This window comes from Butyrivibrio sp. ob235, assembly GCF_900109475.1.
GTDB lineage: Bacteria > Bacillota > Clostridia > Lachnospirales > Lachnospiraceae > Butyrivibrio.
On sequence record NZ_FOBE01000008.1, the window covers coordinates 1 to 26105 of the forward strand.

17 protein-coding genes are annotated in these 26105 nt (G+C 42.9%); 16 read left to right on the forward strand and 1 reads right to left on the reverse strand.

Translation table 11 applies throughout. The annotated features are described in order from the left end of the window. The first annotated feature begins 196 nt into the window (after positions 1-196). Together BMW61_RS07855 and BMW61_RS07860 are read left to right on the forward strand one after the other, a co-directional pair. Positions 197-1669, forward strand: a complete 1473-nt coding sequence (locus tag BMW61_RS07855; protein WP_081667827.1) for a glycoside hydrolase family 43 protein — start codon at positions 197-199, stop codon at positions 1667-1669. Beyond that, the gene (locus tag BMW61_RS07860; protein WP_091820812.1) at positions 1666-3237 is read left to right on the forward strand and encodes a glycoside hydrolase family 43 protein; all 1572 of its coding nucleotides are present in this window, start codon (positions 1666-1668) and stop codon (positions 3235-3237) included. Before BMW61_RS07855 ends, BMW61_RS07860 begins: the two co-directional genes overlap by 4 nt. A gap of 61 nt (positions 3238-3298) precedes the next feature. Here the strand turns inward: BMW61_RS07860 and BMW61_RS07865 are convergent, their stop codons facing one another. Beyond that, positions 3299-4285 (reverse strand): helix-turn-helix transcriptional regulator, encoded by a 987-nt coding sequence (locus tag BMW61_RS07865; RefSeq protein ID WP_081646678.1) that lies wholly within the window; start codon positions 4283-4285, stop codon positions 3299-3301. 504 nt (positions 4286-4789) lie between these two features. On the opposite strand from BMW61_RS07865, the gene BMW61_RS07870 reads away from it, so the two are divergent. The 14 genes from BMW61_RS07870 to BMW61_RS07935 all read left to right on the forward strand — a co-directional run bounded on the left by BMW61_RS07870 (position 4790) and on the right by BMW61_RS07935 (position 26054). Then, on the forward strand, positions 4790-6307 hold the full coding sequence (locus tag BMW61_RS07870) for an endo-1,4-beta-xylanase (RefSeq protein ID WP_091820814.1): 1518 nt from the start codon (positions 4790-4792) through the stop codon (positions 6305-6307). Between the two features lie 18 nt (positions 6308-6325). Further along, on the forward strand, positions 6326-9274 hold the full coding sequence (locus BMW61_RS07875; protein WP_091820816.1) for an extracellular solute-binding protein: 2949 nt from the start codon (positions 6326-6328) through the stop codon (positions 9272-9274). A 43-nt stretch (positions 9275-9317) separates the two neighbouring features. Next, positions 9318-10256, forward strand: a complete 939-nt coding sequence (locus tag BMW61_RS07880; protein ID WP_022761228.1) for a carbohydrate ABC transporter permease — start codon at positions 9318-9320, stop codon at positions 10254-10256. Position 10257: 1 nt separating this feature from the next. After that, positions 10258-11175, forward strand: coding sequence for a carbohydrate ABC transporter permease (locus BMW61_RS07885; protein ID WP_091820819.1), 918 nt, complete (start codon positions 10258-10260; stop codon positions 11173-11175). Between the two features lie 40 nt (positions 11176-11215). Next, on the forward strand, positions 11216-12739 hold the full coding sequence (locus tag BMW61_RS07890; RefSeq protein ID WP_022761230.1) for a hypothetical protein: 1524 nt from the start codon (positions 11216-11218) through the stop codon (positions 12737-12739). Beyond that, on the forward strand, positions 12739-13389 hold the full coding sequence (locus BMW61_RS07895; protein WP_022761231.1) for a YIP1 family protein: 651 nt from the start codon (positions 12739-12741) through the stop codon (positions 13387-13389). Before BMW61_RS07890 ends, BMW61_RS07895 begins: the two co-directional genes overlap by 1 nt. 21 nt (positions 13390-13410) lie before the next feature. After that, complete coding sequence (locus BMW61_RS07900) at positions 13411-15993, forward strand: DUF5696 domain-containing protein (protein ID WP_139176247.1); 2583 nt, start codon at positions 13411-13413, stop codon at positions 15991-15993. A 14-nt stretch (positions 15994-16007) separates the two neighbouring features. Continuing rightward, positions 16008-16922, forward strand: a complete 915-nt coding sequence (locus BMW61_RS07905; RefSeq protein WP_026498156.1) for a carbohydrate ABC transporter permease — start codon at positions 16008-16010, stop codon at positions 16920-16922. Further along, positions 16915-17961 (forward strand): carbohydrate ABC transporter permease, encoded by a 1047-nt coding sequence (locus BMW61_RS07910; protein WP_242876664.1) that lies wholly within the window; start codon positions 16915-16917, stop codon positions 17959-17961. The genes BMW61_RS07905 and BMW61_RS07910 overlap by 8 nt, the downstream gene beginning before the upstream one ends. A 161-nt stretch (positions 17962-18122) precedes the next feature. After that, positions 18123-19655, forward strand: a complete 1533-nt coding sequence (locus tag BMW61_RS07915) for an ABC transporter substrate-binding protein (RefSeq protein WP_091820822.1) — start codon at positions 18123-18125, stop codon at positions 19653-19655. Between the two features lie 81 nt (positions 19656-19736). Beyond that, positions 19737-20690, forward strand: coding sequence for a hypothetical protein (locus tag BMW61_RS07920; RefSeq protein ID WP_091820824.1), 954 nt, complete (start codon positions 19737-19739; stop codon positions 20688-20690). A 16-nt stretch (positions 20691-20706) separates the two neighbouring features. Then, entirely contained in the window at positions 20707-22419 is a 1713-nt protein-coding gene (locus BMW61_RS07925) for an SGNH/GDSL hydrolase family protein (RefSeq protein ID WP_091820825.1), read from the forward strand. Positions 22420-22452: 33 nt separating this feature from the next. Continuing rightward, complete coding sequence (locus tag BMW61_RS07930; RefSeq protein ID WP_091820827.1) at positions 22453-24621, forward strand: glycoside hydrolase family 3 C-terminal domain-containing protein; 2169 nt, start codon at positions 22453-22455, stop codon at positions 24619-24621. 152 nt (positions 24622-24773) lie between these two features. Next, positions 24774-26054, forward strand: coding sequence for a glycoside hydrolase family 5 protein (locus BMW61_RS07935; RefSeq protein ID WP_091820829.1), 1281 nt, complete (start codon positions 24774-24776; stop codon positions 26052-26054). Positions 26055-26105: the final 51 nt, after the last annotated feature.

A 26105-nucleotide genomic window follows, 5' to 3' on the forward strand; every position in this document is an offset into this window, starting at 1 on the left:
GATTGTAGCTATATTGGATTTCCGAGGTCTATGCGAATCTTGCTTTTTGTTTTCTAAAGATTGCTATGCACTACGCAATTTATGCAAAAAAATCAGCAATTAGTTTGTGGAAAGTAATGCCTGTTATCAATAAAATTTATTGTAGATTGGTATAAATATAGGGATTTGCGGTTTTCGCAAGATTTGGGAGGCAGTAATGCAGGTTTTAGAAGAAATGAACATGAAGGAAGTTTTTGCTAATATAAAACTTTCTAAAGCGGTAAAGGGTCTGTCTGAGCATAACCCGGTTATGACGCAGAGATTTGGTGCAGATCCGTATGCGCTTGTTTACGACGGAAGGGTTTATCTGTATATGACAGGAGATAAGCCTATGTATGATGCTGATGGCAAGCTTTTGGAAAATACATACAGCAATATTAATACAATATGTGTTGTATCATCCGAGGATCTTGTGAACTGGACCGATCATGGTACTGTCTATGCGGCATCAGAGACCGGTGCGGCAAATTGGGGTGCTAATTCTTGGGCTCCAGCTGCGGCATATAAAAATATTGATGGAAAAGACAAATTTTTCCTTTATTTTGCAAATAATGGAAATGGAATAGCAGTTCTGTCCGCGGACAGTCCGGTAGGTCCGTTTACGGATCCTATTAATGGGCCTCTTATTTCCAGACAGACACCTAACTGCGCGGAGGTTACATGGCTTTTTGATCCCGCAGTTTTAATGGATGATGACGGAAGCGCTTATTTATATGTAGGAGGCGGTGTTCCTTCTCTTGAAATGGCTGCAAATCCGGGTACGGCAAGAGTTGTAAAACTTGGCGACGATATGATCAGTCTTGCTTGTGATCCTCAGCCTATTGAGAATGTTCCTTTCCTGTTTGAGGATTCCGGAATCAATAAGATGGGCGGGAAGTATTTCTATTCATATTGCTCAAATTTTAGCATGACGCCAGAAGATGAGGAGAAGGAAGGCTATTTGCAGGGAGAAATCGTAACACTTGTGTCCGATTCACCTATGGGACCGTTTAAGCGTTATAAGCCTGTTTTAAGAAATCCTGAGCATTTCTTTGGACTTGGCGGAAACAACCATCATTGCATGTTTGAGTTTAAGGGAAACTGGTATATCACATATCATGCCCGCATTCTTGAGGAAGCGATGGGAATGAATGGCGGATACAGAAGTACAAATATAGATGTACTTGAGATTGAAAATGGCGGTCCGTCCGTTTCAAAGGGAACCCGAAACGGAGTTGTACAGCTTTCTCACCTTAATCCGTATGATGAGGTAAAGGCAGTGACCATGGCAAATTCTGCCGGAATAGACACTGTGCAATATGGTGAAGAGGCAGAGAGATGCGGTTCGGGTGATATGATTGTCACTGGGATGAGTGATGGAAGCTGGATTGGCGTTAGCGGAGCTGATTTTGGAAATGAAGAGCCTTTTGAAATCTGTCTTAAAGTCGGCGGCAATGGATCAGGTGCTATCCGCGTGAGCCTGGACAGACCGGACGGTGAGGTTCTTGCCTATGTTCCGGTGGAGGAACAGGACAACGAGGTAGCTGATGTGTTTGTCTCTTTGGATAAGACCCCGAGCGGAGTACACGATGTATTCTTTACTTTTGCCGGAGAAGGATATGAATTACATTCATGGAGATTTGTGAAATGATTAAAGAGAAGGTTTCCTTAGGGACAATAAATCCTATAATTCCGATGGATTATCCGGATCCGGATGTAATTCGTGTTGGGGATGTATACTATCTGGCCACTACAACTATGCATTTTTTTCCGGGATGTGAGATATTGAGATCATATGATCTGCTTCACTGGGAACACGCATCTTATGTATATGACAGGCTTGATGATACGCCTGGACAGCGACTTGCGGATGGTGAGAATATCTACGGAAAAGGTATGTGGGCTCCGTGTCTCAGATATCATAACGGTAGTTATTATCTGAGCTTTTGCGCTAATGACACGCAAAAGACGTATTTGTATAAGGCGGATTCAATTACAGGTCCATGGAAGAAGCAATATATTGAAGGTTTTTATCATGATGCGAGCATTTTGTTTGATGATGACAGGGTTTTTATCGCATTTGGTAACAGGGAGATAAAGCTGGTTGAGCTTGACAGTGACCTCAAGGGACCCAAGGAAGGCGGACTTCAGAGGGTGCTTGTGAAGGAGGAAGGCAATAATTTTCTTTCATATGAAGGGTGCCACTTCTACAAGATAAATGATAAATACTATCTTTTCCTGGTACATTCTCTGCCGGACAGATGGATGAGAACGCAGAATTATTTTGTTTCATCTTCTCTTGAAGGTGAATTTCGTGGGGGAGAGATATTTTGCGACGATATGGGATACTTCGGACAGGGAGTTGCCCAGGGGGGTATAGTGGATACTCCGGACGGACACTGGTTTACAATGCTCTTTCAGGATAGGGGCGGAGCCGGAAGAACACCGTTCCTGTTGCCGCTTCGATGGAAGGGAGCAGTTCCGTTTATAGAGGAAAATGGCAGACTTCCTGCAGAGATAGAGTTGTGCAATGCAGATCCCGGCTATGAATATCTGCCGCTTTGCGGAAGCGATGATTTTAGCGAAAGCGGGAAGATATCTGATGTGACTGATGGAAGAAAAACTGAAAAGCGGGAATATGACTGCTTTGGCATGAAGAGCTTTTGGCAGTTCAATCACCAGCCGGAGATGTCTCTTGTAAAGCAGGACACAAAAAAGAAAAGATTTCTCATACAAACCGACAGGCTTTGTGAGAGGTTTGATAAGGCGATAAACTCTTTGACGCAGAGAATGACGCTGCCTCGAAGCAGAGCAAGTGTTATTGTAAATGTCGAAGGATTAAAGGATGGTGACAGGGCCGGAATCGGCATTTTGTGTGAAGAATACTGCTATCTTGCCGTTGAAAAGACAGAAAAGGGAAACGAGCTGCTTCTTATCTCCAACGAGGAGGGAAAAGAAGTAGAGAAATGCAGAGAATTTTTGGGAAATGATAAAGCTTATGCTTTCAGAATAGATGCAAATACCTTTGCACCTGTCGGTAATGCGACGGTATTCTGGAGGAAGCTTTCCGAAAAAGATTTCAATCCGATTCCATTTTCAAAGAGTCTTAAATTCACTCTGGCGCACTTTACCGGCTGTAGATTCGCGCTGTTTATGTTTAGTAAAAAGAACATCGGCGGAGAAGCTGCATTTTCAGAATTTAAATATGAGGTGTATTAAAAAACAGGGAAACGCTTATATGGGCGTTTCCCTGTTTGGATTCTTAATAGTAGTTCTTTAATCAAATTATACTTGTAGCAAAGGAGTCTTTTTCAATTGCCTGCTCATTGGCATCCGCTGCGTCATTTTTGTTATGGCTGAAGAGTGCTCTGTACTCTCCGGGAGTGCATCCTTTCTTGGCCTTGAAGGTTCTGTTAAAGGTAGAAATGCTCGAAAATCCGGCCTGAAGAGCAACATCTGTTATTGAAAGATCGTGCTGTGAGAGCAGGATTTCAGAGGCTTTGATGCGGCGACCTATAAGATAATCGTAAAAGGTGCTGTTCATGTACTCTTTGAAGAGTCTGGTGAAGTGGAACTTTGAAAAACCGCTGAAATCAGCAACTTCATCAAGGGTAAGGTCTTCGGTATAATGTTCGTCAATATATTCAAGAACGCCGTTAAGTCTTGTGAAATAATCTCTCCTCTTGTTCGGGCTGCTCTCAGTAAACAGATGAATCTGGTTGAGCTGACATCTGGTTAACAGGGTAAAAGCCTGAAGGAGATTAGCATAAATTGAAAATTCATAAAATTCCGTATTCTGGAAATATTCGTTCCAAATCTGTGTGAAAAGGTCATAGATTTCGCTGTAAACAGGCGCATAACTCTCGGGAGTTATGTGAATGCAGCTGTTTTTTACAAACAGCATACCGGTATAGTCCTTGACCTGTGAGAAGAAATCTACATTAAAAAGGCATATGAAGCGAGCTCCGCTCTCGGGAGCATGAAGATGGTGCATTTTACGGGGAGAAATCATGAGAATTTCTCCGGGAAGCACGTGATGAGGCTCGTTATCTATATCCACATCATAATAATTATCGATGGGAATGATCACTTCCATAGCATCGTGCCAATGGGGCAGATAATCACTGGTCTCGACATTATACCAGATGCGAACGGACGCATCCTTGGGGAAAATACTGTTTTCCTTTTCGGCGACCATGACCCTGTTTCTGAAATCGGTATTCTGCTGATAAAAGTTAAGATTGAGATTTTTCTTGCTGTTCTTCATAGTACCCTCTTAGTTATAAAACCAATATTCGACAAATAGATATTTGCTATTTATACGCAATTATTGCGAAACGCAATCTTATATTTCCGTACTTTAGCATATATTGCTGGATATAGTAAATAGAAAAAGCCCTATTTTAGCAAGTTTGTGAAATGCGTACAAGAAATGCATACAAAATTTGGACTTAAAAAAGCAATAAGTGAGAATTAAATAGCAACAACAAAGAAGAAAAATTTTGCTCAAAGTTGTAGCCCACATTTTGCGATTATGAACAGAATATGTTCTATATATAAACTAATTATTAAAAAGGGGTGCATGTAAAAATACAGTATTGTATAATATTAACAAAAAGTGACTCCGTTTTTTGGGAAGTGTCTAGCAATAAGCGCGTATGGAAAAGCAAAATATGATAAGCATATTATTCTGTAAACGGCTAAACTTTAGTAACAGTACAGCTTTTAAGACTTTTAGCAAATTTTGAGAAGTAGAAAGGAATATTTCGGGATGAAATATGATCTTATAAAGCGCCGAAGGGTTGACGTCGCGGCATTACTGATGGCAGCGGCAATAATCGGTACAGGATGCGGACAAAACCCTGTAGGAAGCACTACTGAGACAAATAATGCGGAGGAGATAACCGCAACATCTGATGATTCAAATAATGAGCAGCAAGACACTGCAGATGAAGATGATAATAATGGAGCTTCTAATATAGAAGAAAGTGCTGAAGAAGAAACGGAGGCAGAAGAAGCTGAAGAGGAAAAGAGCGACGAAGAAAACGATGATAGCGCTAAAGAGAGCGAGGAGGAAGAGTTGCCTGCACTAAAGGACAGTGTTGAAAAAACAATGGGATGCAGGTTCGGATGTGCAATAACAGGGCAGGAGCCTTGGGATCTGAGCGTTTGGGATATAGTAACCAAGCATTTTAATTGTGTAACACTTGGAAATGAGTTGAAGCCGGATTCGCTGTTCGGATACAGCAACGGAAAGTGTCCGGGAACGGAAGAAGCCGAGCTTAACGGCGAGACGATAACAGTTCCGGTTCTTACTTTTAAGAATCCCGAGAAGATTCTCGACAAGATACTTAAATGGAACGAAACTCATCCGGATCAGGCGCTGCAGGTAAGAGGACATGTTTTACTGTGGCATTCACAGACTCCCGAGTGGTTCTTCCATGAGGATTATGATAAGGAAAAGCCTTATGTGACAGCTGAAGAGATGGATAAGCGCCAGGAATGGTACATAAAGTCAGTGCTTGAACATTTTGTTGGCGAAGACAGTAAATATAAGGATCTGTTCTATGGCTGGGATGTTGTAAATGAAGCGATTTCCGATTCGACAGGAACCTACAGAACGGATACGGAGAGGCCGGATGAAGATCTCTCAGAGGATACACATGGCGGCAACTCAAGCTGGTGGCACGTATATCAGAACGAAAGCTTCATTATAAATGCTTTCAAATATGCAAATAAATATGCACCTGAGTCGCTTGAGCTTTATTACAACGATTATAACGAGTGTAATGCCAAGAAGAGAAGTGGAATCTTAAAGCTTCTCGAAGCGGTAAAAGCTGAGGAGGGTGCTCCCGGAGAGGGAACAAGACTTACGGCGATGGGTATGCAGGGACATTACAGCGTAAGCGGTCCTTCAACAGCTGAGTTTGAGACTTCTGTAAAAGCATACGGAGAAGCGGTTGGAAATATTCAGATCACTGAGTGGGATCTTTCGGCCAGTGATTCTTATGACAGCAGCGATCCGGCATCGGTTGAGGCTGAGTACGAGAAGAACAGAAAGCAATACAACCTTCTATATTATGTACTTAAGTCAGCACAGAAAGCCGGAACCGCAAAAGTGACAGGAATGACTTTCTGGGGAACCATTGATAAGTATTCATGGCTTCAGTTCCGCTCCAATGTAGGCGGTGGTAATAAATCGGGACAGTCACAATGTCCGCTTCTATTTGATAGTAAATATGAGCCTAAACCGAGTTTCTGGGTATTTGCAGAGACAGATTCGGAATAAAAGAATTTGGTGGATAACATGAAAAAGACTTCCAGAACAATTTTAATTGTAGTCGGCGTTTTAGCAGTTCTGATTGGAATATGCGTACTTCTGTCGATGAGAGATGTGGATGATTTCCATAATAAATATGAAGGATCAGATCTTTCGGTTGATGTTGAAGGTATGGAAAGGACAGGAACCTACACACTTTACCTGAATGGACATGCAGATGCAGATAAACCGAGTGAGTCAATAGATATTGATCTGTATAATAATCAGAGCGAAGGAGATGTTCATGAGGAGGACAGTCCGGAGGGAGATGTAGAGAAAGCTCTCTACACAGAGACAGGATCCAAGGTGACTTGGAAGGTCAATGTACCTAAGGCTGGATTGTATAACCTCTATGTTAACTACTTCCTTCCCGAATCCAGAGGAGTTCCGGCAGAGAGATCGGTTTTGATCAATGGGGAAGCGCCTTTCGAGGATGCAAGAAACATCACATTCACAAGAATATGGACTGATGGCGGTGATGTTAAAGTAGATAACCAGGGTAATGAGATAAGACCTACACAGACAGAGGTTTTTGACTGGCAGAGTGCATACTTTAGAGATGACATGGGATTCATTACAGAACCTTATCAGTTCTACTTTGAACAGGGAGAGAATGAACTCACACTCGAAGCGGTAAATGAGCCGATGCTTATTTCAAAACTTCAGGTTAAGGCAATTGAACAGCCCAAGACATACGCAGAGTATTCTGCAGAGGTTGGTGGCAAGGACGGTTCAGATACAGCCAAGACATTTATTCAGACTGTACAGGGTGAAGATTCAACATTAAGATCAGAATCTTCATTATATGCAAAATATGACAGATCTTCACCGACAACTGTTCCCAACAGTGTTACACATACAGTTCTTAACTATGTCGGTGGTGACAGCTGGAGAAGTTCCGGACAGTGGATTGAGTGGGATGTTGAGGTTCCTGAGGATGGATTATACAACCTGATGATTAAGGGACGTCAGAATTACTCAAGAGGTTCTGTATCAAGCAGACGAGTGCTTATTGATGGCGAGGTTCCTTTTGATGAGCTTAACGAGGTGTCATTCCCGTTCGAAAACGACTGGAACAGCTTAACACTTGCAGATGAAAACGGAACACCTTACAACATTTTCCTCACAAAGGGTACACATACAGTAAGACTTGAGGCTACCCTCGGAGGACTTGGTGAGATCCTTGAAGAGCTTGAGGATTCAACCTACAGACTCAACCAGATTTACAGAAGAGTACTTGTATATACAGGAGCAAATCCTGATATTTACAGAGATTATCATATTGAAAAGACCTATCCTGAAATTATGGAAGCTATGGATCTTGAATCCAAGCGTCTCTATAAGATAGTAGATGACATGGTTGCATTCAGTGGACAGAAAGCAGATCAGATAGCATCAGCGCAGACAGTAGCGCAGCAGCTTGAGAGATTCTGCAAAAAGCCTCAGAAGATAACCACAGAGTTTACAGCATTTAAGGATAATATCACAGCACTTGGTACCGCATCACTGAACATGAGTGATACAAAACTGGATATCGATTATCTGGTAGTATCAGGTACCGGAGTACAGCCTAAGAAAGACAAGGCAAACTTCCTTTCAAAGAGCGGACATGAGATTAAGTCTTTCGTAGCATCATTCTTCGTTGATTACAATTCAGTCGGTGATGTATATGATGCAAACGGATCAGATAAAGTAGTTAAGGTTTGGATACTTACAGGACGTGATCAGGGTACAATTCTTAAGTCAATGGTAGATGATACCTTTACACCTGAGAGCGGAGTAAAGGTTAACGTAGAAATCGTTGCACCTGATGCGCTGCTTAACGCAGTACTTGCAGGAAGAGGACCGAACGTAGTTCTTTCAGTCGGTGCCGACCAGCCTGTAAACTACGCACTTCGTGGTGCTGCAGAAGATATTACACAGTTTGAGGGATGGGAAGATGTTCTTGCTCACTATTCCGAGAGCTCATATGAGCAGTACAGACTTGACGGACATGTATACGGAATTCCGGAGACACAGACCTTCAACGTAATGTTCTATAGAAAAGACGTACTTGAAGAGCTTGGACTTGAGCCTCCGCAGACCTGGCAGGAACTTATAGAGATGATGCCCACAATTCAGGGCAGCAACCTCTCAGTCGGAATACCTACCGCAGCAGGTAACAGTGGTTCAGCAACAGCTTCAACCGCTATCATGTCAAGCACACCTGATCTTTCAATGTACTTCTCACTGCTTTACCAGTATGGCGGCGATATGTACAACGATAATGGTACAAAGACAACCGTCAATACCGAGGCAGGCGTTAAGGCATTTGATGATTATGTAAGATATTTCAACGATTATGGTCTTCCGGTTATCTATGATTTCGTAAGTAGATTCAGATCGGGAGAGATGCCGATAGGTGTAGCACCTTATTCAACATATAACACACTTATGGTATCAGCACCTGAGATAAGAGGTCTTTGGGACTTCACACTTATACCCGGAACAGAGAAATCCGATGGAAGCATTGACCGCTCAGATTTCATCACCGGTAGTGCAACAATGATGATCAAGGAAGAGGATGAAGAGCTCAGAAAAAATTCATGGGAATTCATGAAGTGGTGGGCTGAGCCTGATACACAGATCAGATTTGGCCGTGAAATAGAGGCTCTCCTCGGTTCTTCCGCAAGATATGCTACAGCAAACAGAGACGCATTTAAGAATCTGTCCTGGAGCGCAGAAGACATAGAAGTACTTGATGATCAGTGGGATCAGACAGTTGGAATCAGAGAGGTTCCCGGCGGATACTTCACCGGACGTCATATCTCCAACGCGATACGTAAGGTAATAAATGAAAAGGTTGACTCACGAGAGACAATCATTGACTACTCGATCCTGATAGATGAAGAGATTGTAAAGAAGAGGAAAGAGTTTGGTATGCCGGTTGAAGAATAGACCGGTACGGGCACAGAAATCCGAGATATTTAGGAGAGAAAGAATGAAAGAGTATCTTCAAAAATACTTCACCCTGCGCAAACATGAAGCGCGGGTGGCAGTTAAAAAGGCGAAAAATCGAAAAATGTGCTATCTCTTTCTTGCACCCTATGCGATTTTATTCACCATGTTTTATATTTTTCCGGTTGTGGCATCCATATATTTTAGTTTTACATATTACAACATATTGGAAGCTCCGCGATTCATCGGTCTGCAGAATTACATCAGCCTGATTCTGCAGGACGACATCTTCCTAATCGGTGTGAAGAACACGCTGTTGATTGCAGTAATTACCGGACCGCTTGGCTACATAATGTCCTTCCTTTTTGCCTGGCTGATTAACGAATTGCCAAGATGGGTACGAAGTATAGCAGTCATGCTGTTTTACGCACCGTCGATCGCGGGAAACTGTTATGTTATCTTCTCTGTATTCTTCAGAGGTGATGCATACGGTTATGTAAATGCATTCTTGATGAATGTCGGAATTATTGACAAGCCGATCTTATGGCTCATCAATCCGCAGTACATGTTACCGGTTTGTATGGGAGTTATCCTTTGGATGAGTCTTGGCTCAGGATTCCTTTCCTTCGTGGCAGGTCTCCAGGGCGTGGATAAATCTCAGTTTGAAGCCGGCTACATGGATGGTGTAAAAAACCGTTGGCAGGAGCTTTGGTACATCACACTTCCCAACATGAAGCCCATGCTTATGTTCGGTGCCGTTATGTCAATAACACAGGCATTCAACGTATGTGAAGTCACAATGGCTCTTTGCGGATATCCCAGTACCGATTATGCAGCAAGAACAATCGTTACTCACCTGTTTGACTACGGTTTTTCAAGATTTGAAATGGGATATGCATGTGCTATAGCAACAATTCTGTTTTTGATGATGATCTTATGTAACAAAGCAATTCAAAGTCTCTTGAGGAGAGTGGGAACCTGACATGAGTAAATTAAGCAGCAAGAAAAAAATTGAAAAAGAAGAGAAAGAACAGGTTTACCGTAAAAAGCTGATAAAGAGAAGGAAACCTAACCGTTCAATCGTAGGAGACTTTTTCCTTTACTTATTCCTGGTACTGGTTGCCATGGTAATGGTTTTCCCGATCGTTTATGCGGTAAGTAGTGCGCTGAAGCCTCTTGATGAACTGTTTAAGTTCCCGCCTACGATTTTCCCTCAGCATCCGACACTTGATAACTTCTCGGATTTGTTTGTAACAATGGGAAAATCCTGGGTAACCTTTTCAAGATACCTGTTTAATACAGTATTTATCACATTTGTAGGAACATTCGGACACCTGATCATTTCATCTATGGCGGCATTCGTACTTGCTAAGTATGAATTCCCCGGAAACCAGACATTCTTCAAACTGGTTACAGTAGCCATGATGTTCACAGGTTATGTAACAGCAATTCCGAACTACATTATTTTGAACAAACTTGGATGGATTGATACCTATTGGGCAATCATAATACCTGCGTTTGCAGCACCTATGGGACTCTTCCTTATGAAACAGTTTATGGAAGGCCTTCCGACTTCACTTATTGAAGCGGCAAAAATTGATGGCGCAAATGAGTGGAAGGTATTTTCAGGAATAGTAATGCCGAACGTTAAACCGGCGTGGATGACACTTATCATCTTCTCGGTGCAGAGACTCTGGAACGACAGAGCGGCAACCTTTATCTATTCCGAAGAAAAGAAAACTCTGGTATTTGCCCTTCAGCAGATTCAGAGCGGTGGTATCGCAAGAACAGGTCAGGGTGCAGCCGTACTGGTTGTAGTAATGATCGTACCGATTATCATCTTTATATTCTCTCAGAGCCAGATCCTCGAGACAATGGCTAGTTCAGGTCTTAAGGACTGATGAAGAACATTACCATACCATATTTGGAAAGGTGTTAGTTATGCAGACTATGAAAAAAATCGTAAAGGGAGCAGCTGCTGTTCTGGCAGGACTTGTGGTAATAACCGCCACTCCTTTAACGACATACGCAAGTGAATACGGATATACCTATAACTACGATTATTGGGGAGATGTTCAGGAAAGCCCTGATTTCTATACAGTTTGTAAGGTATTTACCGCATCAGACCTGGGACTTGATAAAAACTTAAGCAGCCCGGACGGAATTTTTGCTTACGGTAACATGATATACCTCTGTGACAGCGGTAATAACCGTATCCTTGAACTTAAGAGAGATTCCGCTGAAAAGCTTGAACTGGTCAGAATCATAGATTCATTCGAGGGAGACTGTGAGGTAAAGACATTCTCCAATCCCACGGATGTGGCTATTTCGGAGAGCGGAGAATTCTATATCGCCGATCAGGGCAACGCCAGAGTATTAAAGCTTGATAAAGACTTAAATTACGTGATGGAATTCACAAAGCCCGATGACAATACTCTTGATCCGAGCCTTGTATTCCAGCCCAAGAAACTGGCAATTGATTCAGCGGGCCGTGTGTATTGCATAGCAACCGGAATCAACAAAGGTCTTATCAAATATGAAAATGACGGAACTTTTTCAGGATTTGTCGGAGCTACACCGGTTAAATTCGATTGGACCGATTACATTTGGAAGAAATTTGCTTCTCAGGAACAGAGAGCGAAGATGGTATCCTTTGTTCCTACAGAGTATGAAAATATCTTCATGGATTATGAAGGCTTTATATATGCAACAACTGCCATAAATGAAGATAAGGCAAGCAAAACTGACAATGCAGTCAGAAAGCTCAACCTCGTTGGAAGTGACATTCTTGTACATAACGGAGAATGGGGAATCCTCGGAGATCTTTACTGGGGTTCCGGTGGTGGATATGAAGGACCTTCAGTATTTACTGACGTAACTGTCATGGAGAATGATATCTACGTTTGTCTCGACAGAAACAGAGGCAGATGTTTCGGATATGATGATCAGGGAAATATCGTGTTCTGCTACGGTGGAAACGGTAATATGAACGGATATTTCAGAAAGCCTACTGCAATTGACTGCATAGGTCACGACCTTTATGTAGTGGATGCGCTGGACAACTCAATCACGGTTTTCGTACCTACAGAGTTTGGACAGACAGTATACAACGCAGTAGAGCAGTTCGACCAGGGTAAGTACACCGAGTCTGGTGAGTCCTGGGAGAAAGTAATGAAGCAGAACGGTAACTACGATCTTGCATATATTGGAATAGGAAGATCACTTCTTCGTCAGAAGCGCTATAAGGAAGCTATGAAGTACTTCGAGCTCAAGTATGACGATGATAATTATTCCAAAGCTTATAAGCAGTACCGTAAGGAATGGGTAGAAGATCATATTGTCTGGATTGTAATTGTTATTCTGGCATTATTCCTTATTCCTCTTGGAACCGGAAGAATCAAGAAAATCAGACATGAGATTGACACTGCAGATATTTTCATGAATTTACAGGACGGAGAAAAATAATGGCAGCTATCACAAAAGAGAAATATGATCGATATATTGACTCGCTGAAGTTTGCTCTATACTGCATCACTCATCCGCTTGACGGATTCTGGGATCTTACGCACGAAAAGAGAGGAACTTACGCAGCAGCTAACACAATACTGATCGCAACGGTACTTATAAGAATACTGAAGCTGAGATATACAAGTTTCATATTTATGACTGTTTACTGGGAAGATCTGAATATCTTCTTATACATAGCAAGTATCCTATTCCCCTTGAGTTTGTGGGTAGTAGGAAACTGGGGACTTACCACTTTGTTTGATGGTAAAGGACGTCTGGGACAGGTTTACATGGCTACATGCTATGCACTTACACCCTATCCGCTTGTACAGTTCCCGCTGATGATCTTCAGTAATTTTGTAACTGTTGATGAAGCTGAGTTTTATGCCATGGTCAGTGCCATATCCCTGGTTTGGGCAGCACTTCTGGTTATAGCGGCAATGGGACAGATTCATGAGTATTCAGCAGGAAAGAACCTGCTTTTTACAGTAGCAACACTATTTTCAATGCTGGTAATGATCTTCATACTGATGATCTTCTTCAGTATGATATCTCAGGGAGTATCCTATTTCATATCTCTGGGTAAGGAATTTTTGTTCCGACTATAGGAATTACGGATGGGAGCAGACATGAAGGATAAAAAGAACGGAAAAATACGACAGATAGTAAAGAGCCTTGCGGCTCCGGTCATAATATGTGCGCTGATACTTGCTGCCGTAATTTTCATAATAAATCATAAAAATGCCAGTGATACGGGTGAAGCGATCGCGCCATATTCATATGAAGGCGGTGAGGATGCGGAGCCGGTTATCGTAGAGAATGATAAGCTCAAGCTTGAGATGGATCCACTTACCACACAGTTTACTGTTACAGTTAAGGAAACCGGTAAGGTATGGCGCTCAAATCCCGAGAATGCAGCAAATGACAGTGTTGCACTTCCTGAGGAAAAGGCAAATCTTCAGTCACCGCTTATCATGTCATATGCGGTTGTAACCGGACTTGAAACAACATATAACACCTATGCTTACAGTACATCAAACCAGATATATAACATAACTCAGGAAGGTGATTCCATCAGAGTTGATTATTCACTCGGTGATGTAATTAAGGAATATGTTATTCCTCCGGTAATCACCAAGGATAGCCTTGATGCATGGCTCGATAAGATGGATAAAGGTGATGTCAACTTCATCCAGCAGTATTACAAGAAGTATGATATCAATAAGCTTGGTAAAAAGGATAATAAGGATGAGCTTTTAGCTAATTATCCTGCTCTTGCCGACAATGTAATCTATGTTCTTCGTGATAAAACCAAGGAGAACGTTAGAAAGAAGATGGAGGCTGCCTTTGAAGCTGCAGGTTATACCTATGATGATTTCCTTGCAGATAAGGCTCAGGACCTTTCAGTAAAGAGCTCTGACAAGCCGGTCTTCAATGTAAGCGTTGTTTACAAGCTTGACGGAAATGACCTTGTTGTTGAGGTTCCCATGAAGGACCTTGCATATAAAGAAGATTCACCGATTTATACTCTTACACCTCTTCCGTATTTCGGAGCAGGCGGAACAGACGAAGAAGGCTATATGTTTGTGCCTGAGGGCGGCGGAGCAACCATTAACTTCAACAATGGTAAGACATCACAGAGCAGCTATTATACAAATGTATACGGTTGGGATATGTGTCTTAGCAGAGATGCGGTTGTTCATAACACCAGAGCATATTACGGAGTATTTGGTGTAGCTGAAGGGGATGATTCCTTTATCTGCATACTTGAAGAAGGAAGCCCTTATGCATCAATCCAGGCTGACATCAGTGGAAAAAATAACAGCTACAATTATGTAAACGCAGTATACAGCATATGTCAGAGAGAGCAGTACGACGTTGGTGATATCGCAAACAGTGATGTGTACGAGTATGTTCCTTCACTTCCGGATGAGACTCTGACAAGAAGATATACATTCATCAATTCCGGAAATTATGTGGATATGGCCAAGGAGTATGGTACATATCTCGATAACAAATATGGCGATTCTCTTGCAGTTAACAATGATGAGAGCGCTCCTGTAGCAATTGAAATTGTCGGAGCTATTGATAAGGTTAGACAGATTCTCGGTGTACCGGTTAAGAGACCGCTTAAACTCACAAGTTATAAAGAAGCAGCTGATATGATAAAGGATCTCAGCGCAAGCGGAGTCAAGAACATGTCAGTTAAGCTTACCGGATGGTGCAACGGCGGTGTTGACCAGAAGCTTCTTAAAAAGGCTAAGCCGATTGGCAGTCTTGGAAGCAAGAAGGATCTTAAGAACCTTGCAAAGGTCGGAGAAGAGACAGATTCCACAATTTACCTTAACGGAATCACTCAGTATGCTAACTCATCCAACCTGCTTGACGGATTTTTCTCATACAGAGATGCAGCCAAGCTCATCAGTAAAGAGCAGGCTAAGCTTTATGATTATAGCCATATAACCTATGCACAGAGAGAAAATTCAGATCATCTGTATTATCTGCTTCATACAAACCTTGCTATGAATATTGCAGATAAATTTGCAAAGGCAGTAAAGACTTACAATGCAGGCGTGAGCTTTCAGGATATGGGTAAGGATCTTTCTTCAGACTTCTACAGAAAGAACACCCACAGCAGACAGACTGTTAAATCCCTTCAGGAGGAGGAATTCAAGAAGATTCAGTCCGAGGGAACACCCATAATGATCAACATGGGTAACGATTATGCTGTACCTTATGCAAGCATGGTTACAGGCATGGATCTCAGAGGAAGTGAGTACACAATCCTTGATCAGTGCGTACCTTTCTATCAGCTTGCTGTACATGGAAAAGTTAATTATACCGGCGATTCAATAAATGTCGGCGGTAATCAGGAAAATGAAGTTCTTTACAGTGCTGAGTACGGCGCAGGCTTATACTTCACATTTATGAAGGAAACTTCATTCGCCACACAGAAGACACTGTACACCGATTATTATGGTGCTACATACGATTCCTGGAAGGACAAGATGGTCGAGATCTATACAAGATATAATGAAGAACTCGGACACACCTTCAATCAGGAAATGGTTGATCACGAGAATATCACTGAGGATTTATCCCGTACAGAATATGCAGACGGAACAAATGTCTATGTAAACTACGGATACAGTGATGTACAGACACCGGACGGAAAGACAGTTCCTGCCAGAGATTATCTGGTTGTCAGATGAGAGGAAATGGTTTTATGGAAAAGCAGAAGCAAAAAAAGAAAATTGTAGGACTGCAGAAGAGAAAAGCGAAAGCCGGTTATGCATTTATTGCACCTTTCGTAATCGGATTTCTGGTATTCATGATAAATCCTTTAAGGCAGTCTCTTCAGATGAGTTTTTGCAATGTTGAGCTGGGAGCAGGTGATTTCAAAACAACCTGGCTTGGTCTTGCCAATTATATCTATGCCTTCAGAGTAGATCCTGAGTTTACAAGACTGCTGGTTGAAGAGTTATCAAGAATGATTGTTTACTCACTGGCTATCATAGTATTCAGTTTCTTCGTAGCACTGATACTTAACCAGAAGTTCAAAGGACGTGCTCTTGTAAGAGCGATATTCTTCCTTCCGGTTATCCTTTCATCAGGTGTAATCGTTGGACTTGAGTCAAACAACCAGCTTATGGCAGCACTTGCACAGACAATTGAACAGTCAACTCAGGGCGTAAGCGTAACGGCTGCTATGGAAAGTATACTTCGTACTGCCGGCATCGGCGTAAGAGCTTATGAAAAGGTATTTGAAGTTATTAACAATATCTATGATGTTGCTATTGCTTCAGGTATTCAGATCATTATCTTTCTTTCAGGTCTTCAGAGCATTTCATCCAGTATGTATGAGGCTGCTGATATCGAAGGATGTACAAAGTGGGAAAGTCTTTGGAAGATTACCTTCCCGATGATCAGTTCACTTTTCCTCGTAAACTGGCTCTATACAGTAGTTGATTTCTGTATGCGTTCCGATAACGGAGTTATCGAAAAAATCCAGAAGGTAATGGTTGACCAGTTGCAGTATGGTAATGCGTCTGCAATGTCCTGGATATACTTCATTGTAGTACTTGCATTTGTCGGAATTACATCTCTTGTTATCTCGAAGGGAGTTTATTACTATGACTGATATGGCATTAGCACAGAAAATGAGAGCCGGTGCGGAAAAAAAGAAAAATGTGGATCATTCCCAGAAAACTTTTTGGGAAAGAAACAAACTTTCCGGCGGATATCTCCTAAAAAAGCGTATAATGGATGTTGGTGTTAGTATTGTAAGATTCATTCTACTTTTCGGAATGTGCTTCATGATACTTCAGCCCATCCTGAATAAAATATCAGTCAGCTTCATGACTGAGCAGGATTTGTACAATCCTATCGTTATTGCGATTCCTGAGCACTTTACAACAGCGAACTACAGACTTGCTGCTGAGCTCATGAATTACAGTCAGGCTCTTGTGAATTCACTTATTGTAGCACTGACTATCGCACTTTTGCAGATCACGGTCTGCACACTTGTAGGATACGGATTTGCAAGATTCGACTTCCCGCTTAAGAAGATATGGTTTGCCTGTGTTATTCTGGTAATCCTTATCCCGCCGCAGACAATAGCAAGTTCACTGCATCTGCATTTCAGATTCTTTGATATTCTCGGCCTATTTAAGCTTACAACGGGAAGCACATTAAACCTGAGGGGTTCAGCTATTCCTTACTATCTGATGAGCGCAGGCTGTATGGGGTTAAAAAATGGTCTGTACATATTCATCATCAGACAGTTCTTCAGAGGACTTCCTATCGATCTTGAAGAAGCTGCATATGTTGACGGATGCGGAATGCTTAAGACCTTTGTAAGAATCATGCTTCCGCAGGCTAAGCCGCCTATTACATCATGCTTCCTGTTTGCCTTCGTTTGGCAGTGGACAGATGGATTTTATTCCAGATTGTTCCTTGGAAACACAAAGCTTGTAAGTACAAGCCTTTCACGTATCATTGATAGCCTGGGTGCCTATATCCAGCGTATCAACGGCGTTAAGACTACAATTTCAGTAGCTTATTCAAACTGTATCCTTGCGACAGGTACATTGATGATCATTATGCCGCTCATCATTCTCTATCTCTTCGCACAGCGTGCATTCGTAGAGAGTATTGCAAGCACAGGTATCAAGATGTAAAAAATCTCTTCGCACCGCGTTGGTGGGAGAGTATATAAAATATTTTTCTTATCAGGGAATGCCCATTTGCCCTGGTTGCACCCGGGAATGCGCCGGGGCAGATGGCTTCTATATAACTTTAAAATGAGATTTTCAAATCTCAAAACAAAAGGAGGACAAAAATGAAAAGGGCATTAACCAAAAAAGTAACAGCTGCTATTACACTTGCAGCAATGACAATGAGTGCTGTTGGTTGTGGCGCTACATCTAACGGGGGAGATGCAACAACAGCAACTTCCACAGAGGCTACAGAGGACACAGCAGCTACAGCTGAGGAGAGCACAGAAGCAGCTGAGGAGACAGCAGATGCTGAATCTGAGGATGCTGGCGATGCTGAAGAAGCTGACGCTGAGGAGAGCAGTGATCTCTTTGAAGTAAAGACAGATGCAGATGGTAACCCTATCGATCTCGGCGGTATGGAAATCATCATTCGTGACTGGTGGTCAGGCGACCCGGCTGAACCCGCTAACGATTATGAGGAAGCTCAGCAGGAGTACAGAGATTGGATTCAGGAGACATACAACTTCACAATTAAGCAGCAGGCTATTTCTGACTGGGGTTCAACACCTGCAGATTTCGTTGACTATGCTACAACAGGCGGCGACGAGAACTATCTCTGGATCCTTCGTGATGATCCGGCTATCACATCTGCTATGGCAAGCGGACTTATGTATGATCTTTCTACACTTGACTGCCTTGATTTCAGCAAGGATAAGTTCCAGAAGAACAGACTGCATGAGCAGTATGGCAAAGACGGCAAGATTTACGCTATGTATGCTGGCATGTCAGAGCCCAGAACAGGTGTATACTTCAACAAGAGACTTCTTACAGATGCAGGTATCGACCCTGAGACAATCTATGATATGCAGGCAGACGGAACATGGACATGGGATGCTTTCGAGGATCTTCTTTCCAAGGTTCAGCGCGATACAGATAACGACGGTGTTATCGATATTTACGGTATGACACTTAACGAAGGTGTTATGACAACACAGGCAATCTTCTCTAACGGTGGCGACATTGTTGGTAAGGATTCCAGCGGTAAGTACACATATGACCTTGAGAGCCCTGAGACTCTTGAAGCTCTTGAGTGGACAGTAAAGATTTTTGATAACTATGATGCTGAGAAGGCTAATCCTGAAGGCGCTGAGTGGGATTACTACAAAGAGCAGTTCATTAACGGCCAGGCAGCATTCCTTGTAGAGGATGAGTATGCTGGAACACCCGGCAACTTCCTTGAGGATATGACAGACGAACTCGGTTTCGTAATGTTCCCGAAGGGACCTAAGGGCAAGGATTACATCAACGTTTGGACAAACAACCCGGTAGCTATTCCTGCTTGCTATGATGAGGAGAAGGCTTGGAAACTTGCATTTGCTTGGGATCTTTGGACAAATCAGCCTGAAGGCTATGAAGACTTCAACGGATTCCTTTCTACAGCACGTAACGGTATCTTCGATACAAGAGCTGTTGATGAGACAATCACAATGATGTCAGAGCCTCAGTACGGCACAATTGCTTATCACGGCATGATTCCTAACATGAGCATTGGTTCAGACTTCATCTGGAACATCACACCCGGTTGTGTAGTTTCTGAGCAGGTTGAGGCTATTGCTGATACATGGAAGGCATACATCGACGATGCAAATAAATAATTTCTGCTTAACTCGATAAGTGGAGAATCAGAGGGGCGGCTGAACTTTTGGCCGCCCCATATTTTTTCAGAGGTATTAGTTATGAACAAGGTAAAATTTCATCTTCCGGGACTTAGATACAATTATCCGCTAAATATGTTCTGGATCAGTCTTTTGGAACAGCACCCCGAGTATTTCAGGGAAGGTGTTGAAATAGCATCATTTTTCGGAGCATTTCCGCTTGCGCTTTGGAATGGCGGAAGATTCCTGGGGAACGATCAGTGTGATGCAGGATTCGTGAAAAATGTGGTAAAGAGCATCAACGCAAAGGGAATACCGATCAGGTACACTTTTACAAATCCACTTCTGACCGAAGATGACCTGGATGATCCTTTCTGTAACTTCTGCATGGAAGTCGGCGATAACGGAATGAATGAGGTCCTTGTTTTTTCGGAAATATTGGAAAAGTATCTGAGGGAAAAATATTCCTCCTATCATTTCAACAGCACAACCTGCAAGGAAATTCGTGATGTTGAAGCTTTGAATGAGGAAATGAACAAGGATTATAAGTATGTGGTCCTTGATTACAATTTAAATAACAAGTGGGATTTATTAGAGAAAGTAGAGCACAAGGAAAAGCTGGAAGTGCTCATAAACGCTTGTTGCGTGCCTGATTGTAAGCGCAGAGGCGATCACTACAAAAATATTGCAATAAATCAGAGAACAACCCTTGAGAACAGAAAGCTTCCCAAGGATAAACAAAAGCCCATAAAGCCCTGGACCTGTGAATACGGCGATAAGAATTGTATATACACTATTCAGGAGTATTCAACCTTTGTTTCTCCGGAGATGATCTGGGAGAAATATGTGCCTATGGGTATAAATAACTTCAAAATTGAGGGAAGAACAGGAAATCTCTTCTCCTTAATAGAAACCTACAGTTTTTACATGTTAAAGCCAGAGAAGGTCGGAGAGGCAAGACTACTGCTTCTCAGAAATCTCGAGAGCTCAGGGATAATAAGTGTTAACAAACCCAGGCCGGGCAGATGGCCGTGATAGAAAAGAGGACAGCATGAGTAACGAAGAAAGAAAGGGGCCGGTAGCCCCTAAGGATCCAACAAAGAAAAGACCATATTTTTACATAATGCAGGACAAGGGAATATTTGCGGCACCTCAGCCGGATGGAAGAGGAATTCAGTTTATCTATGAAGACAGCGGCAGACTTCCCGATTCTGCGAAGTTGACAGGTAATGTAACGGATGAAAAGCTCCTCGATATGTTAAGGACTGCGGAGGGCTTTAAGAAGCTTGTACACAGCATAGGTGTATCCGTTACGGAAGATTCAAAGACTGAGAAGGTTAATTTCGTATTTCAGATGTATGGCGCAAACCAGTGCGATCCCGCAACAATGGTAAGCAAAGAGTTTGTGGCTGACGGCTCAGAGCAGATTATAGATCTTACCGAGATAACATGGTATGACACAGATACCGTACCGGGACAGATCCGCTTTGAATTTGAAAAATCGGGCATACAGGCTATGGCAGATGTGTGCTTTTATCTGCACGATGGATTCGAAGCGCCTGAGCAGCTTTCAGACAGCGCAGTAGATTTTGAATCTGATGCATATAAGAAAATGATTGCCAAGTCCGTAATGAGTAAGGGCAATCTCCTGCGTCTTCGCAGCGTGATCGATAAAGCGAAGAGAGGAGAGGATGTGACACTCTCATTTATCGGTGGCTCAATAACTCAGGGTGCTGGCGCGATTCCGATTCATGAAAAATGCTACGCAAGAATATATGCTGATGCTTTTGAGAAAGAATTCGCAAACGGCGGTGCAGTAAATCTAATAAAAGCAGGCGTCGGCGGAACGCCCTCCGAGCTTGGAATGATTCGTTTCGAGAGAGATGTTCTCCGTGACGGTAAGGAAAAACCCGATTTAATAGTAATAGAATTTGCCGTTAACGATGAGGGAGATGAGACCCAGGGCGTATGCTATGAGAGTCTTGTAAGAAAGTGCCTTGCATTACCATGGAAACCGGCAGTTATTTTATTATTCGCAGTATTTTCCTACGATTGGAACCTTCAGGACAGACTTTCACCTGTCGGAACAAATTATGACCTTCCGATGGTGAGCGTTCTTGATGCGGTAACTCCTCAGTTTGGCTTAAAGCCCGGCGAGGGAAGAGTTATTTCCAAGAAGCAGTTTTTCTATGATATCTATCATCCGAGTAACCTCGGACATCAGGTTATGTGCGATTGCCTGATGGAGATGACAAGAGAATCCGTAAGCAGTACAGAGTCTGAGGAAGATTCAGCTCTTCTTGAAAGAAAGCCTGCGATTGGAGCTGATTTTGAAAAAGTATTCCTTATTGATCGTGAAAATCCCGGAAGCGCAGAAGTACAGGTAGGCGCTTTTTCGGGAACAGATAAGATGCTTCAGATGGTTGAAATGGACAGTGAAGTGGTTCCCGTGCCGGAATTCCCTTATAACTGGTATTACGATGGAGAAAGTGACAATCCGGAACCATTTTGCATGAAGATAAACTGTAAAAAGCTTCTTATCGTATCAAAGGATTCCGGAGAGAATATATTCGGAACCGCCGAAGTGTACGTGGACGGCAAAAAGGCTATTGATGCCGATCCTCATATTAACGGATGGACACACTGTAATCCTTTGATAATCCTTAATGAAGAGGAGAATAAGACACACGAAGTAGAAGTTCGCATGGCAAAGGGCGATGAGAGAAAGAAGTTTACAATTCTTGGATTTGGGGTTGTGGAGTGATAAAAAACAAGTGTTATTGGGAAAGGTGATGAGATGAACAGAGAAGAGGCAAGAAAAAAAGCTAAAAAGCTTGTAGCTAAGATGACTGTTGAGGAAAAGGCCTCGCAGCTCAAATTTGATGCCCCTGCTATAGACAGGCTGGGGATACCTGCATATAACTGGTGGAATGAGGCGCTCCACGGAGTAGCCCGTGCGGGTACCGCAACAATGTTCCCTCAGGCAATCGGCCTTGCAGCTGCATTTGACGAAGAACTCATGCAGTGTATAGGTGAGATTATCGCTATTGAGGGCCGTGCGAAATATAATGAGCAGTCCAAGAGAGAGGACCGAGACATTTACAAGGGACTAACTTTCTGGGCGCCCAACGTAAATATCTTCCGTGATCCCAGATGGGGCAGAGGTCATGAGACCTACGGAGAAGATCCTTATCTTACAAGCAGACTGGCTGTGCCCTTTGTAAAGGGTATCCAGGGCGACGGAGAATATATGAAGGCTGCTGCATGTGCCAAGCACTTTGCAGTGCATTCGGGACCTGAGGGAGAGCGTCATCATTTCAATGCCATCGCCTCCAAGAAGGACCTGGAGGAGACCTATCTTCCGGCTTTTGAGGCATGTGTAAAGGAAGCCGGTGTTGAGGCTGTTATGGGCGCATACAACAGAACAAACGATGAGCCCTGCTGTGCCAATGAGGAGCTGATGAACGGCTATCTCAGGAAAAAATGGGGCTTTGAAGGTCATTATGTATCCGATTGCTGGGCAGTCAGAGATTTCCATGAAAATCACAAGGTGACAGGTGCTCCCGAGGAGTCAGTAAAGCTTGCCCTTGAGACAGGCTGCGATCTTAACTGCGGATGTACCTATCAGAAAGTAATGAATGCATATCGCGCAGGGATGCTGGATGAAAGCGTTATAACAGCATCCTGTGAAAGACTTTTCACTGCAAGATATCTTCTCGGAATGTTTGATGAGACCGAGTATGACAAGATTCCTTACACGGTGGTTGAGTGTAAAGAGCATCTTTCGGTTGCAAAGAGAGCTGCAGCTGAGAGTATGGTTCTTCTCAAGAACGACGGAATTCTGCCGCTTAAAAAGGACGGAATCGGAACCATCGGCATAATCGGACCCAATGCAAATTCAAGATCTGCTCTTGTCGGAAATTACCATGGTACTTCTTCAAGATATATCACTGTTCTTGAGGGTATTCAGGACATGGTCGGAGAAAATACACGTGTTATGTATTCAGAGGGCTGTGATCTCTGGAAGGAGAATGTAAGCGGACTTGCGGATCCCAATAAGCCCGACAGACTTTCCGAGGCTAAGACTGTAGCAGATTATTCCGACGTAGTAGTTGTAGTTGTCGGCCTTGACGAGACTCTTGAGGGTGAAGAAGGTGATACAGGTAACCAGTTCGCTTCAGGTGACAAGATAGATTTGAATCTTCCTCTTTCACAGAGACAGCTTCTTAAGGCTGTTCTTGATTGCAACAAGCCTACAATTGTCGTTAACATGTCAGGAAGTGCGATTGATCTTTCTGTAGCCGAGGAGCGTGCAGGAGCAGTGCTTCAGACCTGGTATCCCGGCGCCAGAGGCGGCGTAGAAGTAGCACAGGTACTGTTTGGTGAGATTTCTCCTTCAGGAAAGCTTCCCGTGACCTTCTACAATTCATCTGCAGATCTTCCGGATTTCAGGGATTATTCCATGAAAAACCGCACCTACAGATACTTTGAGGGCGAGGTTCTCTATCCCTTCGGATACGGACTTACCTACGGTGACTGCAGCGTGAAAGATATGGATGTTACCTTATGTGATAAGGCAGTTACAACAAGTTCTGAAGATACTAAATACACATTTAATAAAGCTGATAATTCTGAATGTTACGGGGCTGATTTAAAAATAACAGTTGCTAACAATGGAAGCGTTGAAACAGAGGATGTTGTACAGGTTTACATTCAGGATACAGGTTTTGATAAAGCGATCCCGAATCCCTGTCTCTGCGGCTTTAAGAGAGTTCGTCTCGGCGCAGGCGAGGAGAAGGAGATTACTGTTCATATAAGCGCAAGAGCATTTACCTCCGTTGATGATGAAGGAAATAGAAAGATTTTCTCAGACAGCTTCAAGGTATTTGCCGGTGTATCTCAGCCTGATGCACGTTCTGCTGAGCTTACGGGCCATAAATGCGTTTCAAAGGACATTCGCTTTTGATAAATAATAAAAATCACCTGATGTCAGAATAATGTCATTTTTAACATGAAAATGGTACCCTTTTCCTAGACATTGGCGTATATTGATATTTGGATACTTTATTACTCTGGCTGTTTTAGTCAGAGTAATATTTTGTGGAAAGGGAAAAGAAAATGAAAAGAAAAGTAATGGCGTTGCTGCTTGCAGTAACTATGATATCCACCGCAGGCTGCGGAAGTGGAACAGGCGAAGGCAATGGTGCGCAAACGGTTGCGCAGGACTCCGTTAAACCCGCAGATTCAGCAGAAGTTGCAGAATCTACTGCGGAATCTACTGCGGAATCTACAGAAGTAGTTTTGGATGAAAGCAAAGATGAAGCAGTAGAAGCCGCAGAAGAAACAACTGAAGATACGGATTCGGCAGAGGAGGACAGCGTGGCTACAACACCTGCATGGGAAATTGTCAATGACATGACTATAGGATGGAACCTCGGTAATACTCTTGATGCACATGATTCAAATATTAAGATAAGCGATCCGCCGTCAAAGCAGGAGACCTGCTGGGGTAATCCCGAGACTACACAGGAGCTGATCGATGCAGTTCTTGATTTTGGTTTCAACACTGTAAGAATTCCGATCACCTGGAAGGATCACATCGATGAAGAGGGCAATATCGATTCTGCATGGATGGACCGTGTTCAGGAGGTTGTGGATTACGTATATGGCAGAGGTGCATATGCCATAATTAATGTTCACCATGAGGATTGGAACTATCCTTACTATGACAATCAGGATGCGGCTTCTGAGAAACTCGCTTCAATCTGGACACAGGTTTCCGAGAGATTCAAGGATTATGATACGCACCTTATTTTCGAGCTTCAGAACGAGCCCAGAAAAGTCGGAACTGACGTGGAATGGAACGGCGGTGACAAGGAAGGAAGAGAAGTCGTAAATGCTGTAAATATGGCAGGATATGAGGCTATAAGAGCTGCAGGCGGAAATAATGAAAAGCGTCTTATTATGTTCCCCGGATATGCAGCAAGCTCACAGGGTAATTGTCTCAGAGCTATTGAGCTTCCCGAGGACGACTGCGTAGCGGTTTCGGTTCACGCGTACACACCTTATACCTTTGCCCTTGAGAGCCCCGGAAGATCCACCTATGACAACGATCATGGTGATCTCGACCAGCTTTTATCTGATATTGAGAGAATTATATTCTTCAAGAATGTACCGGTTATAATCGGTGAATTCGGTGCTGTGAACAAGGACAACGAAGCAGACAGAGTAGAATGGCTCAGCTATTATCTGAAAAAGGCGAGAGCAAAGAATATTCCCTGTGTATGGTGGGATAACGGTCAGTTTAACGGAGACGGAGAAAACTTCGGAATAATTGACAGAAAAACGTTTGAAACGCCTTATCCGGAACTCATGAAAGTATTTGAAGAATATAGGTAATTTCTATAAAAAAAGCATAAAATAGCGGTTTTTCTCGCGCTAATGTGATAA